General features: G+C 66.8%; 12 protein-coding genes. 3 read left to right on the top strand and 9 right to left on the bottom strand.

What is annotated here, in order from left to right:
* Nucleotides 1-34 precede the first annotated feature (34 nt).
* The 6 genes from QQK63_RS12000 to QQK63_RS11975 form a co-directional block, all read right to left on the bottom strand.
* Nucleotides 35-2,053, bottom strand: coding sequence for a M3 family metallopeptidase (locus tag QQK63_RS12000; RefSeq protein WP_277824297.1), 2,019 nt, complete (start codon nucleotides 2,051-2,053; stop codon nucleotides 35-37).
* A gap of 65 nt (nucleotides 2,054-2,118) precedes the next feature.
* Nucleotides 2,119-3,168, bottom strand: coding sequence for a HesA/MoeB/ThiF family protein (locus QQK63_RS11995; protein WP_277824299.1), 1,050 nt, complete (start codon nucleotides 3,166-3,168; stop codon nucleotides 2,119-2,121).
* Nucleotides 3,168-3,635 (bottom strand): dUTP diphosphatase, encoded by a 468-nt coding sequence (gene dut, locus QQK63_RS11990; RefSeq protein ID WP_277824301.1) that lies wholly within the window; start codon nucleotides 3,633-3,635, stop codon nucleotides 3,168-3,170. Before dut ends, QQK63_RS11995 begins: the two co-directional genes overlap by 1 nt.
* A 48-nt stretch (nucleotides 3,636-3,683) precedes the next feature.
* Entirely contained in the window at nucleotides 3,684-4,880 is a 1,197-nt protein-coding gene (gene coaBC / locus QQK63_RS11985; RefSeq protein WP_277824303.1) for a bifunctional phosphopantothenoylcysteine decarboxylase/phosphopantothenate--cysteine ligase CoaBC, read from the bottom strand.
* 62 nt (nucleotides 4,881-4,942) lie between these two features.
* Complete coding sequence (locus tag QQK63_RS11980; protein WP_284283218.1) at nucleotides 4,943-5,797, bottom strand: ChaN family lipoprotein; 855 nt, start codon at nucleotides 5,795-5,797, stop codon at nucleotides 4,943-4,945.
* A gap of 87 nt (nucleotides 5,798-5,884) precedes the next feature.
* On the bottom strand, nucleotides 5,885-6,766 hold the full coding sequence (locus QQK63_RS11975) for an RNA polymerase factor sigma-32 (RefSeq protein ID WP_277824307.1): 882 nt from the start codon (nucleotides 6,764-6,766) through the stop codon (nucleotides 5,885-5,887).
* Between the two features lie 428 nt (nucleotides 6,767-7,194).
* Here QQK63_RS11975 and QQK63_RS11970 point away from each other — a divergent pair, with 428 nt between their 5' ends.
* Nucleotides 7,195-8,745, top strand: coding sequence for a YifB family Mg chelatase-like AAA ATPase (locus QQK63_RS11970; RefSeq protein ID WP_277824309.1), 1,551 nt, complete (start codon nucleotides 7,195-7,197; stop codon nucleotides 8,743-8,745).
* On the opposite strand, the gene gshB is transcribed toward QQK63_RS11970, so the two are convergent.
* The 3 genes from gshB to rsmI all read right to left on the bottom strand — a co-directional run bounded on the left by gshB (nucleotide 8,742) and on the right by rsmI (nucleotide 11,032).
* Complete coding sequence (gshB, locus tag QQK63_RS11965) at nucleotides 8,742-9,674, bottom strand: glutathione synthase (RefSeq protein ID WP_277824311.1); 933 nt, start codon at nucleotides 9,672-9,674, stop codon at nucleotides 8,742-8,744. The genes QQK63_RS11970 and gshB overlap by 4 nt on opposite strands.
* A 111-nt stretch (nucleotides 9,675-9,785) precedes the next feature.
* Nucleotides 9,786-10,142: a YraN family protein gene (locus QQK63_RS11960; protein ID WP_277824313.1), complete on the bottom strand. Its 357-nt coding sequence runs from the start codon at nucleotides 10,140-10,142 to the stop codon at nucleotides 9,786-9,788.
* On the bottom strand, nucleotides 10,139-11,032 hold the full coding sequence (gene rsmI / locus QQK63_RS11955) for a 16S rRNA (cytidine(1402)-2'-O)-methyltransferase (RefSeq protein ID WP_377133537.1): 894 nt from the start codon (nucleotides 11,030-11,032) through the stop codon (nucleotides 10,139-10,141). Before rsmI ends, QQK63_RS11960 begins: the two co-directional genes overlap by 4 nt.
* 114 nt (nucleotides 11,033-11,146) lie before the next feature.
* Between rsmI and QQK63_RS11950 the strand changes: the two genes are divergently transcribed.
* Nucleotides 11,147-12,316 carry a penicillin-binding protein activator gene (locus tag QQK63_RS11950; RefSeq protein WP_277824317.1) on the top strand — a complete coding sequence of 390 codons (1,170 nt, stop codon included), beginning with the start codon at nucleotides 11,147-11,149 and terminating at the stop codon, nucleotides 12,314-12,316.
* Nucleotides 12,276-15,104 carry a [protein-PII] uridylyltransferase gene (locus QQK63_RS11945; RefSeq protein ID WP_377133540.1) on the top strand — a complete coding sequence of 943 codons (2,829 nt, stop codon included), beginning with the start codon at nucleotides 12,276-12,278 and terminating at the stop codon, nucleotides 15,102-15,104. Before QQK63_RS11950 ends, QQK63_RS11945 begins: the two co-directional genes overlap by 41 nt.

Genomic DNA, 15,104 nt, shown 5'->3' with positions numbered 1-15,104 from the left:
GGCAGGGCCGGTGAGGCCCGCCCCACGCACAGGCTCAGGCGGCTTTGTCGAGGCCGCGCCCCTTCAACAGCGCCTCGACCCCCGGCATCCTTCCCCGGAAGGCGGTGTAGAGCGCGTCGGCCTCGCGGCTGCCGCCCGCCGACAGGATGAAACGCTCCAGCCGCGCCGCCGTTTCGGCATCGAAAGGCCCGCCCGCCTCTTCGAAGGCGTCGAAAGCATCGGCATCCATCACCTCGGACCACATGTAGCTGTAATAGCCGCTGGAATAGCCGTCGCCTGCGAAGACATGGGCGAAATGCGGCGTCGCGTGCCGCATCCCGATGGCGCGCGGCATGCCCAGGCGCGCCAGCGTTTCCGCCTGAGCCGCCATCGGATCGGCGGGGGCCGCACCATCGTGGAAATCCAGATCGACAAGGGCCGAGGCGACATATTCCACCGTCTGGAACCCCATGTCATAGGTCCGCGCCGCCAGAAGCCTGTCGCGCAAGGCGGGCGGCATCGGCGCACCGGTTTCCGCGTGGCGCGCGTGGCGATCCAGCACCTCGGGCACTTCCAGCCAATGTTCGTAAAGCTGGCTCGGCAATTCCACGAAATCACGCGCGACACTCGTGCCGCTGATCGAGCCATGGGTCACATCGGACAGCATCTGGTGCAGCGCATGGCCGAATTCATGGAACAGCGTGCGCGCATCGTCATAGGACAAAAGCGCCGGATCGCCCTTGGCGAAATTGCAGACATTGACCACGATGGGCCGCACATCGCCGCCAAGCTTCTTCTGGCTGCGCATCGCCGAACACCAGGCGCCCGAGCGTTTGGAGCCGCGCGCGAAATAATCCCCGATGAAGGTGGCGAGATGCGCGCCCCCGCGCGTCACCTCCCAGGCCCGCGCATCCGCATGGTAAAGCGCCACCTCGAGCGGTCGGAACTCCAGCCCGAAAAGCCTTCTGGCGCAGTCGAACGCCGCCTCGATCATCGCCTCGAGCTGGAAATAGGGCTTCAGCTCCGTCTCGTTCAGGTCATGTTCGGCCGCGCGGCGTTTCTCGGAATAATAGCGCCAATCCCACGGCTCCAGCGCGCCGTTGATCCCATCGGCATGCAGCATCGCCTCCAGCCGTTCGGCATCGGCTATGGCCTGCGCGCGGGCCGGTTCCCAGACGCGCATGAGCAGATCCCGCACCGCCTGCGGGTTGCCCGCCATCTCGGTTTCCAGCTTGTAGGCCGCGAAACTCTGATAACCCAAAAGCCGCGCCCGCTCCTCCCGCAGGGCCAGGATCTCGGCGGCAATCGCCCGGTTGTCCGTCGCGCCCCCGTTCATCCCCCGCGCGGTCCAGGCGCGATAGGCCCGCTCTCGCAGATCGCGGCGCGGGCTGAATTGCAGGAACGGCACGATCAACGAGCGTGACAATGTCACGACGGGTCCATCCTGCCCCTTTTCACGCCCCGCCGCGCGGGCGGCATCGGTGACGAATTTCGGCAAACCCCCCAGATCGGCCTCCGACAGGGGCATGAACCAATCGCGCTCATCGGCCAGAAGGTTCTGGGTGAACTCCGTACCCAGCACCGCAAGCCGCGCCTTCACCTCCGTCAGCCGCGCCCGCGCCTCCCCCTCCAGCGCCGCGCCCGACCGGGTGAAGGACCGATGCGTCAGGTAAAGTACCCGCATTTCCTCCTCTGTCAGGTCCAGCGCCTCGCGTCGCTGCCACAGATCGTCGATCCGGGCGAACAGCGCCGCATTGTTGGTGATCTCGGAGGCATAGGCCGACAGCTTGGGCGCAAACTCCCGCTGCAAGGCCTCGCGCGCGGCATTCGAATCCGATCCGGCGAGGTTGTAGAAAACCCCCGCAACCCGGTCGAGCGTCGCATCGGCCAATTCCAGCGCCGCGATCGTATTGGCGAAACTGGCAGGCTCGGGGTTGTCCGCGATGGCCCGGATCGCCGCGCGCCCTTCCTCCAGCGCCGCCTCCATCGCAGGCGCGAAATCCGCATCCGCGATGCGGTCGAACGGCGGCAGGCCAAAGGGCGTATCCCAAGTCTCGAGCAGCGGGTTGGTCATCGACAGCACTCCTTGGCTCTGGCGGATATCGGCCATCCTAGGCCCCGCCGCATCCTCTCGTGGCCCTACAAGCCGCCGCACACCGGGCAATCGGCCCGCCGTTTCAGCGCGATCTCGCGGGTTTCGGCATGAAGCGCGTCATGGATCATCATCCGCCCACGCAGCGTCTGGCCTGCGCCGGTAATCTCCTTGACCGCCTCAAGCGCCATCATCGACCCGATGACGCCCGGAAGCGCCCCGATCACGCCGGTCTCGGCGCAGGTGGCCGACAGGCCGGGTGCCGGCGCCTTGGGAAAGACGCAAGCCATGCACGGCGCACCGCCCGCCGGATCGTAGATCGTGACCTGCCCTTCCCAGGCCGAGATTGCCCCCGCGATCACCGGCCGCCCCGCCGCGACCGCGGCCTCGTTCACCATGGCACGCGTGGCAAAGGCATCGGTCCCGTCAAGGATCAGGTCATAATCGGCAAACAGCGTCGCGGCGATATCGGGGGTGAGCATCCGGTTGTAGGGCCGCAGATCGACATGGGGGTTCAGCGCCGCCACCGCCTTTTGCGCCGAAAACACCTTGGGCATTCCCTGCCGGTCATCGGTATGGATCACCTGCCGTTGCAGGTTCGACAGGCTGACCTCGTCGGCATCGATCACCCCGATCCGCCCCACGCCCGCCGCCGCGAGATAGAGGATCGCGGGCGAGCCCAATCCCCCCGCCCCCACGACCAGAACCGACGCCTCCTTGAGCGCCCTCTGCCCCGGCCCGCCGATCTCGCGCAGCGTGATATGGCGGGCGTAGCGCTCCAGCTCCTCGCCGGAAAACGGCCCCTGCTGCACCGGCGGGGCGACGCGCCCGGCCTCCACCACCTCCGCCCGCGCCCGGATGCGCGCCAGAACCGCCCGGTAGCCCACGACCAGCGCCCCCAGCGCCCCCAGCGTCAGCCATTCCGCCAGCGATCCCCCCACCGCCTCGCGCAAGGCATTGCCCGGCGGCAACGCGATCTGCACCGCCAGAACCGCAAGGTACAACAAGCCCAGCATGTAAAGCCGCGCCTGCACCGGGGCCTTCATCAGATGGCCCAGACCCCACAACAACCCCGCCAGAACCAGAACGAACAGCATCAGCTAACCCCGGTGGAGCCAAAGCCCCCCGCCCCGCGTCCTGTCATCCCCAATCGCGTGACCACCTCGAAGCGCGCCACCGACACTGGGGCGATCACCGCCTGCGCGATCCGCGCGCCATGCAGCACGCGATAGGCCTCACTCCCGAAATTCACCAAGATCACCCCAAGCGGCCCGCGGTAATCGCTGTCGATCGTTCCGGGGCTGTTGGGCAACCCCACCCCGTGCTTCAACGCCAACCCCGACCGCGGCCGGATCTGCATCTCGAACCCCTCGGGGATCGCCACGCGCAGCCCCGTCGGCACCAGCATCCGCGCGCCGGGCTTCAAGAGCAGCCCCGCCAACCGATCTTGCTCCCGCAAATTCGCGCGCAGATCGGCCCCCGCCGCCCCCGCCGTCGCGTAATCGGGCAAGGGCACGGCCGGATCGGCCCAATCCTCGCGCAAAACCTCGATCAGAACGGCCACGAAGCCCCCTTCATCTTCCTGCAAATACGGATATGCACCGCTTGCCGCTCAGGCCAAGGCCTGCGCGATGCGCGCGGCCAGACGCCGCGCCACCTCGGCCTTCGCCAGGCGCGGCCAGGCCTCGGCGCCCTCCGCCGTGATCAGCGTCACCGCATTCTCGGCCCCGCCCATGATCCCCGTCCCGGGCGAGACATCATTGGCCACGATCCAGTCACAGCCCTTGCGCGCGCGTTTCGCGGTCGCATGGGCCTCCACATTCTCGGTCTCGGCGGCAAAGCCCACGACCAGCCGGGGCCGCCCTGCCCCCATCCGCGCGACACTCGCAAGGATGTCGGGGTTTTCCGCGAAATCCAGCGACGGCAGCGCGCCCGTCCCGTCCTTCTTCATCTTCTGCCCCGCCGCATTGGCCACCCGCCAATCGGCCACCGCCGCGGCAAAGACGGCCGCCTCGGCCGGAAGCGCCGCCTCGACCGCCGCCGCCATCTCGCGCGCCGTCTCCACCCGAACCACCGAAACGCCCGCAGGCGGCGGCACGCTCGCCGGCCCGGTGACAAAGGTCACCCCTGCCCCAAGATCGCGCAAGGCCGCGGCCAGCGCCGTTCCCTGCGCCCCCGACGACCGGTTGGCGATATAGCGCACCGGGTCGATCGGCTCATGCGTCGGCCCCGAGGTCACCAGCACATGCCGCCCCTTGAGCGGCCCCTCGCCCAAGGCCCCCTCCACCGCCGCCACGATCTCCGGCACCTCGGCCATGCGCCCCGGCCCGAATTCGCCGCACGCCATCGCGCCTTCGTTCGGCCCTACGACCAGAACCCCGTCGCCCTGCAACAGGCCAAGGTTGCGTCGCGTGGCTGGATGCTCCCACATCCGCACGTTCATCGCGGGCGCGATCAGCACCCGCTTGTCCGTCGCCATCAACAGGGTCGAGGCCAGATCATTCGCCAGACCATGGGCCATCTTGCCCATCAGATCGGCGGTCGCTGGCGCGACAACCACCAGGTCGGCGGCGCGCGACAGCTGGATATGCCCCATCTCCGCCTCGTCGGTCAGGTCGAACAGGTCGCGATAGACCTTTTCCCCCGCCAAGGCCGAGACCGACAGCGGCGTCACGAATTCCTCGCCCGCCCGCGTCAGGACCGGCACGACTGACGCGCCCGCATCCTTCAGCCGCCGGATCAGGTCCAGCGCCTTGTAGGCCGCGATACCGCCGCCGATGATCAAGAGAATCCGCTTGCCCGCCAGCATGATGGCCACCTCATTCCACGGGGGGCGAAGGTAGGGGGCCGCCCGGTCAAGGGCAATCCATTTCAGCGAAAGGCGGCACAGGGGTCGGGCCGGTCCACCGGACCCGACAGCGCCCAAAGGTCAAAGGGCACATCGCCCTCCGGTTCCGCCTCGAATTGGCCAAGGCTGAACACCGACACCTCGGGCGCGGCGCGCGCGATCAGCGCGGGCACACCCCAATCGCGGCGCGCATGTCCATTGCCGGTGATCACGGCGACCGGCCCACCATGCGCGTCCAGCGCCGCCAGCGCCGCCGCGGCCAGCGCGGCGTCGCGCAGCCGTTGCGCCTCCACGAAACCGGGCAGGATATCGGGGGGCAGCGCATCGCAATGCGCCGCCATCTGCTCGGCCTCGCGCGCCGCCTGCTCCGCGTCGGGCAGAGCCTCGGTCAACCCGAACCGCGCCGCATCGCCTGCGAAAACAGCGGCGGCACCTTGGGCAAAGGCCCCTTGCGCCGCCTCCCGCCCGATCAGCGCGCCATATACAGGCACCTCCGCCCCGTAGGCAAAGAGCGGTGCGTAATAGGAAAAATCCGGCCAGCCGGAATTGGCCCAATCCAGAAGATCCGCCAAAGCCTGCGCCTCTGCGGCGATATCGGGCGTGATCCGCTGGGCCTCCTCGGCGCTCACCATCTCGAAGACGATGGCCGATGGGCCGATCCCGTCCAGAACATCCGCCTGCCGTGCGTGATGGCCGGGGTTGTCATGCACTTCGCCCAAAATCACGACATCCGCGCCGGATGCCGCCGCGACGATCGCGGACAGGTCGGACTGACCCGCCGCCGGAAAGGCCAGCGCGCTCAGCGCGCAGGCCAGCATCAGGCCCCGCCGCACCTCAGCGCAGCGCGACGAAGGCCACCGCCATCGACGGCGTGCCATCCACCCCGGGCAGATCAGCCCGCGGCGCGGCTGTCGCCAAAGAATAGGCGAAAAGCGCCACCAGAAGGGCCAGCGGCGCGTGAAGGATCAGGCGACGAAGAATGACCGAACCTCCTTCGACTGCGCTTCCAGCGTCTTGCGCATCTTGGCGAAAGCCGCAGCTTCCAGCTGACGCACCCGCTCCTTGGACAGACCCAGCTCTTCGCCCAGGCTTTCCAACGTGCGGGGCTCCTCGCGCAGCTTGCGCTCGCGCACGATGAACCGCTCCCGGTCGTTCAGCGCCTGCATCGCCACGATCAGCCAATCACGCAGCTGCTCGGTGTCATGCGCTTCTTCCACGATCTCGGCGGCCTGGGTGCTCGTATCCTCCAGCGCGTCGATCCATTCGCGGCCCTCGTCATCGACCGATTGCGTGGCGTTCAGCGAATAATCCGACCCCGCCAGACGCCCCTCCATCATCTCGACATCATGGAGCGGCACGCCCACCTCGGTCGCGATCATCTGGCGCATCTGGTGCTTGTCGAGGCTTTGACCCGCAGCCAGCGCCTCGCGCTCCAGCCGCGCCTGAACCCGGCGCATGTTGAAGAACAGCGATTTCTGGCTCGACGTGGACCCGGTGCGCACCATCGACCAGTTGCGCATCACGTAATCCTGGATCGACGCCTTGATCCACCAGACCGCATAGGTGGAAAACCGCACGCCGCGATCGGGGTCGAACTTGTCCGCGGCCTTCATCAGGCCCAGACCCGCTTCCTGGATCAGATCGTTCATCGGCGCGCCATATCGCTTGAACTTGGCCGCCATCGAAATCGCCAACCGCATGTAGGCGGTCACAAGGCGATGCAGCGCCTCTTCGTCGCGCTCGTCGCGCCACGCATAGGCCAGCTTCAGTTCCGTTTCCGCATCGAGCAGTTCCGCCCGCATCGCGCGGCGGCTGAGGCTCTGGTCTCCACCCATATCAAGTGCCATGTCGCACCCCCCGATTGGTTTTAGAAACGCCGCAGGCAGATCGCGTTTCATCCCTGTTACGCAGCCCGGACCGCTTCGGTTCACTTCGAGGAGCGGAATTTTTCGAAACATCGCGGATTTTCGCCCGCGCGCCCTTGTCATGAAGGCCAAAAGCCCCAGATCACGAAATCGCGATCAGGTGATCCGGCCCCAAACCGCGCCGTTCCGGTCGCGTGCGACATCCTCCCGACATCCGCATCGCGACCTTGGCCTCCCACGGGTGCTGCACTGTGCGGCCCGCCCCGTTTCCCCAATGCGTGAAGCCATCCTTGACGGCGCAGGCGCTTGTTCAGCTTTTGGAAAGCTTGGGCCCCGTTTCTTCAGCTTTCGGTAACGGATCGGCCGATCCCGTTTACGTTTCGCTAACGGCTCTGACGTAGCAATTAACCATGTTTGACGCCGCGCGCCCCGAAAGCCTGTCCCGCATCCACACCGTCGCTTTCGAGGGGCTCGAGGCGCGCCGGGTCGAGGTGCAATGCGCCATAACCCCCGGAATCCCGGCCTTCGCCGTCGTGGGTCTGCCGGACAAGGCCGTGTCCGAGGCCCGCGAACGGGTGCGGACCGCGCTCTCCGCCATGGCCATCGCGCTGCCCTCCAAACGGATCACGGTCAATCTCTCCCCCGCCGATCTGCCCAAGGAAGGATCGCATTTCGATCTACCCATAGCGCTCGCACTGCTAGCGGCCCTCGATATTGTGCCCCGCGACCGTGTAGACGCCGCGATGGCGCTGGGCGAATTGTCCCTCGACGGCAGCCTCGTCGCGGTCATCGGCGCGTTGCCCACGGCGCTTGCCGCGGGTGAGGATGGCCGCGTCCTCTATTGCCCCGCCGGTTGCGGAGCCGAAGCCGCCTGGGTCGGCGCAACCCCTGTCTTCGCCGCCCGGACCCTCGCCGACCTGATCGGCCACCTGACCGACCGCGCCCCCCTCGACCCAGCCCGCCCCGGCGAGGTCATCGACACGCCACACCTCAAATGCCTCTCCGAAGTGCGCGGTCAGGAACGCGCGAAACGCGCTCTCGAGATCGCCGCCGCAGGCCGCCACCACCTCCTGATGGTGGGCAGTCCCGGCTCCGGAAAATCCATGCTGGCCGCGCGCCTTCCCGGCCTCCTGCCGCCACTATCGGCCCCCGAAGCCCTTGAAACATCTATGATTCATTCCCTTGCGGGCCTCTTGGACGAAGGCGGCATTTCCCGCACCCGCCCCTATCGCGCGCCCCATCACACGGCCTCCATGGCCGCCATCGTCGGCGGCGGGCGCGGTGCCAAACCGGGCGAGATCAGCCTTGCGCACAACGGCGTTCTCTTCCTCGACGAATTCCCCGAATACCCCCGCGCCGTCCTCGAAACCCTGCGCCAACCCATCGAGACCGGCGATGTCGTGGTCGCCCGGGCCAACGCGCATGTCACCTATCCCTGCCGGTTCCTTCTGATCGCCGCCGCCAATCCCTGTCGCTGCGGACAACTGTACGACGCCGCGCAGGCCTGTGGCCGCGCGCCGCTCTGTGGCGAGGATTACATGGGCCGGATCTCCGGCCCCCTGATGGACCGGTTCGACCTGCGGCTGGAGGTGCCACCCGTCGCCTATGCCGATCTCGACCTGCCCGCCACGGGCGAAAAAAGCGCTGTCATCGCCGCCCGCGTGGCAGCGGCCCGCCGCATCCAGGCCGATCGTTTCACCGCCTTGGGCGCCAGCGCGCGGGTCAATGCCGATGCCGAGGGCGCACTTCTGGAGGCCATCGCGACGCCTGACGCGGCGGGAAAAGCGTTTCTTGTCAAGGCGGCGGAACGGTTCCGCCTGACCGCGCGGGGCTATCACCGGCTGCTGCGGCTTGCCCGCACCATCGCCGATCTGGAAGGCGATACCACGGTCGCCACGCCGCATATCGCCGAAGCGCTCGCCTATCGGCTGATCGGCTCGGGGACCGCCAACAGCGATTAGAGCTTGGCCGCGATTGCGTCCCAGATCTTGCCCGCGACATTGATCCCGTCGAACCGCTCCAGCTCCTGGATGCCGGTGGGCGAGGTGACGTTGATCTCGGTCAGATAGCCACCGATCACGTCGATCCCGACGAAAACCTGCCCCATCTCGCGCAGGCGAGGGCCGATGGCGGCGCAGATTTCATGCTCACGCTCGGTCAATCCGATCTTTTCCGCGCGCCCGCCGACATGCAGGTTCGACCGCGTCTCGCCCGCCGCCGGAACGCGGTTGATCGCACCCACGGCCTCCCCGTCGACCAGGATGATGCGTTTGTCACCTGCCGCGACATCGGGCAGGAATTTCTGCGCGATCAGGGGCTCACGGTTCATACCGGTGAACAATTCGTGCAGGGAGTTGAGGTTGCGGTCGCTGTCGGTCAGCCGAAACACACCCGCGCCACCATTGCCGTAAAGCGGCTTGAGGATGATGTCGCCGTGCCGATCCTTGAACTCGCGCAGCACCGACAGATCGCGCGCAATGGTGGTAGGCGGCGTGAGGTCTGGAAAATCCAGCACCAAAAGTTTTTCGGGGCAATTCCGGACCCAGAACGGATCATTCACCACCAAAGTCCGCCCCTTGAGACGATCCAGAAGATGTGTGGTGGTGATGTAGCCCATGTCGAAGGGCGGATCTTGCCGCAGCCAGACCACGTCGACATCGCCCAGATCCAGATCCTCGACCGGGCCGAGATGGGCATGATCGCCGCGCACGCGCTGCACGGTCAGGCTTTGGGCGCGCGCCATGATCCGACCTTCGCGGTAGCTCAGGTGATCGGGGGTATAGGCCCACATCTCGTATCCGCGCGCCTGTGCCTCCTCGGCAAGGCGAAAGGTGCTGTCGGCGTCGATGTTGACCGACCCGATCGGGTCCATCTGAAAGGCGACCTTCATGGCCCATGCTCCCCGCGGTTGCGACCTGTGCTTTCCGGCGCGAGGTCGCGCCGTGCCCTGTTTGGCGCGCTGCCGCGCCGGGCGCAAGACCACGTCGGGCGCGCGGATCGCTTAGGCCGCCATCAGCGCATTCGGCAAAACATCGATGCGGCCGCTTCGGTCGACCAAGGCCACATCGAAACGCGTCTCGGTCAGGGATCCGTGCGCACAGAACCCCAGCGCCGCCTCGGCACTGGCCAGAAGGCGACCGATCTGACGCTGCGACAGGCGCGTCACCGCCTCCGACCAGCTGCGCCCGCATTTCACCTCGACGAAGACGATCTCATCGCCGCGGGACAGGACAAGATCGATTTCTCCGACCGGACCCCGCCAGCGGCGGCACAGCACCCTGTAGCCGTCCTGCGCATACCGGGCGGCAACGCCGTCTTCCGCCGCCTTGCCGGAGAGATACGACCGTAATCCGCTCATTCTTCCGATCCTTCCTTCAGCGCCAGCGCGCGTTGATACACATCCCGCCGGGCCAGCCCCAGCGCCTCGGCCACATGGCTCGCCGCATCTTTGACGCGCATCCGTCCCAGCGCATCCAGAAGTGCGGCATCAAGGTCCGCCGCATCCGCCACAATTTCCAATGGGCGGCCGATCACCAGAACCACCTCACCCTTCAGGCTATCCCCCTCAAGCGCGTCCCTCAGGCTACCCAAGGTGCCGCGGCGCACCTCTTCGAATCGTTTGGTCAATTCGCGGCAGAGCGCCGCTTCCCGCATCTCTCCCCAGTGCTCGCAGAATTCCCCTAACAACCGGTGAACCCGCCTTGGGCTTTCGTAGACGATCAGGGTCGCGGGGATGTTGCCGATCTCCTCGATCCACCGCGTTCGCGCGCCCGCCTGGGCAGGCGGAAACCCCACGAACAGGAACCGGTCGGACGGAAGGCCCGAAATGCTCAGCGCCATGATTGCCGCCGAGGGGCCTGGGGCGGCATTGACCGGATGGCCAGCCGCGATGGCCGCCCGCGCCAGTTGGTAGCCGGGGTCGGCGACCACGGGCGTGCCCGCCTCGGAGCAATAGGCGACGCTGCGGCCCTCGGTCAGGTGGCGCAAGATGCGGGGTCGGGCCTCGGCCCCGTTGTGGTCGTGATAGGCAATGAGCGGCCGATCCCCGAGCTTCAGCCCGTGGATCTCCATCAGGTGGCGCAGCGTGCGGGTATCCTCGGCCACGAGCACCTCGGCGCTGGCCAGAATATCGAGCGCGCGCAGCGTGATGTCGCGGGCCGCCCCGATCGGTGTCGCGACGAACCACAACCCCGGCGCCAGCGCGACACGGCGGGCCACGCCCATCCCCTCTCCGGGCTCTCGATCCATCGGTGACATCCCGCCTGACCCGCCATCCCGCGCGCGGGCATCGTTTACTTGCCGTGGCGGACGCTCTAGCCTAATCGGAACAGGCTGCCAGCGTCCCACGGAGGTATCGGGTTCATGTTTTCCGCTTTGCGTGCCATCCGCAAGCCCTTGCGGCTCCTGTCGGTCCTCGGTCTCGCGACGGCGCTGGGGGCGTGCCAAGTGGCCGGTCCGCGTCTGGGCAACGGGCCCTCGGTCGGGGGTCAGACGGTGCAGGTGGCGATGCTTCTGCCGATCAGTTCGGCGCAGGGCGGCGACGCGACGATCGCCCGCAGCCTCGAGAACGCGGCGCGTATGGCCGCCGCCGACCTGACCGGCGTGACGATCGAGATCACCGTCTACGATACCGCAGGCCAATCGGCGCAAGCGGCCAATGTCGCGCGCGAGGCGGTTCAGGCCGGTGCCGACATCATCGTCGGGCCGCTCCGGTCGGACAGCGCAGCGGCAGCAGGCGTGGCCGTGGCCAATTCCAACGTCAGCATCCTGAGCTTTTCGAACAACACCGAGATCGCGGGCGGCAACGTCTTCGTGCTGGGCCACACGTTCCAGAACACGGCTGCACGCGTCGTCAGCTATGCGGCGTCGCGCGGCCGGGACCGGATCGTGGTGGCCCATGCCCAGAACCTCGCGGGCGAAGTGGCGCGCGATGCTGTCCTGCGCTCGGCTCAGGCATCGGGCGCAACCATCGTGCGCACCGTGCCTTATGAATTCTCGCAAAACGGGGTCATCAACGCGGTACCGCAGATCATGTCTGCCGTGCGCGAAGATTCGGCCAATGCGCTGATGCTGACCTCGGACAGTGCCGGCGCGCTGCCTTTCTTTGCGCAGCTTTTGCCGGAAAACGGGCTCGACACCGAGGTGGTGCAGATGATGGGCCTGACCCGTTGGGACACGCCGCCCCAGACGCTGGAACTTTCGGGTTTGCAGGGCGGGTGGTTCGCCGTACCCGACCCGCAGGCAGCCGCCGATTTCAACGCGCGCTACGAGGCCACTTATGGCACCCCACCCCATATCCTCGGCGCGCTCGGCTATGACGCGATCCGCGCCGTAGGCGAGACCGCGCTGGCGTCGGGCCGCCTCGGTGCAACCGATCTGACCGCAAGCGCTGGTTTCGCGGGCGCGAACGGGGTATTCCGTCTGCTCACCGATGGCACGAACCAGCGCGCTATGGCCATCGCCCAAGTGACCCAGAACCAGGTGGCCATGATTGACCCCGCCCCAAGACGCCTTGCCGGTTTCGGTTTCTGACCGGAACCCGAGCCTTCCGCCCACAGCCTCTGCCCCCGGCGCGCTGATCGCGCCGGCGGACGTCATTCTTGACGAAGCCGCGCTGCAGGCGCGGCTCGATCAAGCCGTGGCGGGCCTGTCCGACCCGGCCGCAATCCGGGCGGCCGCCACCCGGATCCTGCAAGAGGCCCAGACCGAAGGCCGCCGCGCCATCGAGGACGGGATCGCCACGAACCCCCTGACCGCGCGCCGCATCACCCGCGCTTATACCTATCTGACCGATGGTCTGGTGCGGGGCGTTCTGCACGTGGCGCAGACGCATCTGCACCCCAATGCCCGACTGGCGCAGGGCGAGCGCATGGCGGTGATGGCCATCGGCGGCTACGGACGCGGAGAAATGGCGCCCTATTCCGATGTCGACCTCCTGTTCGTGACCCCCGGCAAGATCCCCGCGCAGGTCGAGAGCGTGATCGAATCCGCGCTCTACATGCTGTGGGACCTGCACATGAAGGTCGGGCATTCCAGCCGCACGATCCGCGATTGCCTGCGCCTCGGGAAACAAGACATCACGATCCGCACCAGCCTGCTGGAAATGCGCTTTCTATGCGGCGAGGCTGCGATCGCGGAGGATCTGCGCCGGGCGCTGCGCGACCAGCTGTTCCAAGGCACGGTGGGCGAATTCATCGAGGCCAAGCTCGAGGAACGCGCCACGCGTCACCGCAAGCAGGGCGGTCAGCGCTACGTCCTCGAACCGAATGTCAAAGAGGGCAAGGGGGGCCTGCGCGACCTCCAGACGCTGTACTGGATCGCGAAATACGAACATGGCGTGAACCGCGCGGGCGAGTTGGTGGATCTGGGCGTCTTCACCGCCGAGGAATTCGCCGCCTTCGACGCGGCAGAACGCTTCCTTTGGGCCACGCGCTGCCACCTGCACCTGATCGCGGATCGCGCGCAGGACCAGCTGACCTTCGACAACCAGGTCGCGGTCGCGGAACGGTTGGGCTACCGCGATCATTCCGGCCGGCGCGCGGTCGAACATTTCATGCAGGATTATTTCCGCCACGCCACCCGCGTCGGCGAATTGACCCGGATCTTCCTGACCGAGCTCGAGGCGCGCCACGTCAAGCAGGAACCCAGCATCCTCGGCTTCCTGCGCGGGCGCACACGCCGAAAGAAGCTCAAACCGGGCTATGTCCTGAAACAGAACCGGCTCGCCATCGCGGACGAACAGGCGTTCTTCGCGGACAAGCTCAACATCCTGCGTCTCTTCGAAGAGGCCTTGCGCACCGGCTACCTGATCCATCCGGACACGATGCGCGCCCTGTCGGCGAACCTGCGCCTGATTGACGACGAGATGCGCCGCGACCCCGAGGCCTGCGCGATCTTTCTGGACCTGATGCTGAAACAGGGAAACCCCGAACGCGCGCTGAGGCGGATGAACGAGCTGGGGGTTCTCTCGGCCTTTTTGCCCGAATTCGCGCCCATCGTCGCGATGATGCAGTTCAACATGTATCACAGCTACACGGTCGACGAGCATACGATCCAGGTGATCTCGACACTGGCGCAGATCGAACGCGGTGAACTGGTCGAGGAATTGCCGGTCGCCTCGGGCATCCTCAAGCGGGGCGTGAACCGAAAGGTTCTTTACGTCGCCTGTCTGCTGCATGACATCGGCAAGGGCCGCAAAGAGGATCATTCCGTCGTCGGCGCCCGGATCGCGCGCGCGCTCTGCCCGCGTCTGGGGTTGAAGCAGGCAGAATGCGAAACGGTGGAATGGCTGGTGCGCTATCACCTGCTGATGTCGGACATGGCGCAAAAACGCGACATTGCCGATCCCCGCACGGTGCGCGATTTCGCCAAGGCTGTGAAAACGCGCGAAAGGCTGGAATTGCTGACGGTGCTGACAGTCTGCGACATCCGCGGCGTCGGGCCCAACACCTGGAACAACTGGAAGGCGACGCTGTTGCGCGGCCTCTTCCGGGCGACGGCGACCGCGCTCGACACCGGCCTTGAGGATCTGAACCGCGAGAACCTCGAGGGTGAGGCCAAACGCGCGCTCCGCGATGCGCTGGCCGATTGGTCCAAACCCGATCTCAAGGCCGAGATGGATCGTCATTACGGTCCCTATTGGCAGGGGCTCGACCTTGCGGCGCAGGTCACCTTCGCCGAGATGCTGCGGGGCATCGGGGACGACGAGATCCGCATCGACACGCGCGAGGATCCCGACCGCGACGCCACGCGCGTCTGTTTCGCGTTGAACGATCACCCGGGCATCTTCAGCCGGCTGGCCGGTGCGCTGTCGCTCGTCGGGGCCAATGTGGTCGACGCGCGCACCTATACGTCCAAGGATGGCTATGCCACCGCGGTCTTCTGGGTGCAGGATGCCGAAGGCAACCCCTACGAGGCGCGCCGCCTGCCGCGTCTGCGCGACATGATCGACAAGACGCTCAAGGGCGAGGTCGTGGCCTCCCGCGCGCTGGAGACCCGGGAAAAGATCAAGAAACGCGAACGCCCATTCAAGGTGCCGACCAACATCATGTTCGACAACGAGGGATCAGAAATCTACACGATCATCGAGGTCGATACCCGCGACCGGCCCGGCCTGCTGTACGATCTGACCAAGACGCTGGCGGCGTCCAACATCTACATCTCGTCCGCCGTGATCGCGACCTATGGCGCGCAGGTGGTCGACACCTTCTACGTCAAGGACATGTTCGGCCTGAAACTGCACGCCAAGTCCCGCCAAGAAGGTCTGGAACGCAAGCTGCGGGACGCCATTGCGCGGGTCGCGGAACGGGCGGGGGCCTGA

Source organism: Roseicyclus marinus (genome assembly GCF_030163795.1).
GTDB lineage: Bacteria > Pseudomonadota > Alphaproteobacteria > Rhodobacterales > Rhodobacteraceae > Roseicyclus > Roseicyclus marinus.
This window is presented reverse-complemented; position numbering and strand designations above follow the sequence as displayed.

Coding starts and splice junctions, on each gene's coding strand:
- QQK63_RS12000 (WP_277824297.1), bottom strand. CDS start 2,053: ATGACCAACCCGCTGCTCGAGACTTGGGATACGCCCTTTGGCCTGCCG.
- QQK63_RS11995 (WP_277824299.1), bottom strand. CDS start 3,168: ATGCTGTTCGTTCTGGTTCTGGCGGGGTTGTTGTGGGGTCTGGGCCAT.
- coaBC (WP_277824303.1), bottom strand. CDS start 4,880: ATGCTGGCGGGCAAGCGGATTCTCTTGATCATCGGCGGCGGTATCGCG.
- QQK63_RS11980 (WP_284283218.1), bottom strand. CDS start 5,797: ATGGCACGCCGTCGATGGCGGTGGCCTTCGTCGCGCTGCGCTGAGGTG.
- QQK63_RS11975 (WP_277824307.1), bottom strand. CDS start 6,766: ATGGCACTTGATATGGGTGGAGACCAGAGCCTCAGCCGCCGCGCGATG.
- QQK63_RS11970 (WP_277824309.1), top strand. CDS start 7,195: ATGTTTGACGCCGCGCGCCCCGAAAGCCTGTCCCGCATCCACACCGTC.
- gshB (WP_277824311.1), bottom strand. CDS start 9,674: ATGAAGGTCGCCTTTCAGATGGACCCGATCGGGTCGGTCAACATCGAC.
- QQK63_RS11960 (WP_277824313.1), bottom strand. CDS start 10,142: ATGAGCGGATTACGGTCGTATCTCTCCGGCAAGGCGGCGGAAGACGGC.
- rsmI (WP_377133537.1), bottom strand. CDS start 11,032: ATGGATCGAGAGCCCGGAGAGGGGATGGGCGTGGCCCGCCGTGTCGCG.
- QQK63_RS11950 (WP_277824317.1), top strand. CDS start 11,147: ATGTTTTCCGCTTTGCGTGCCATCCGCAAGCCCTTGCGGCTCCTGTCG.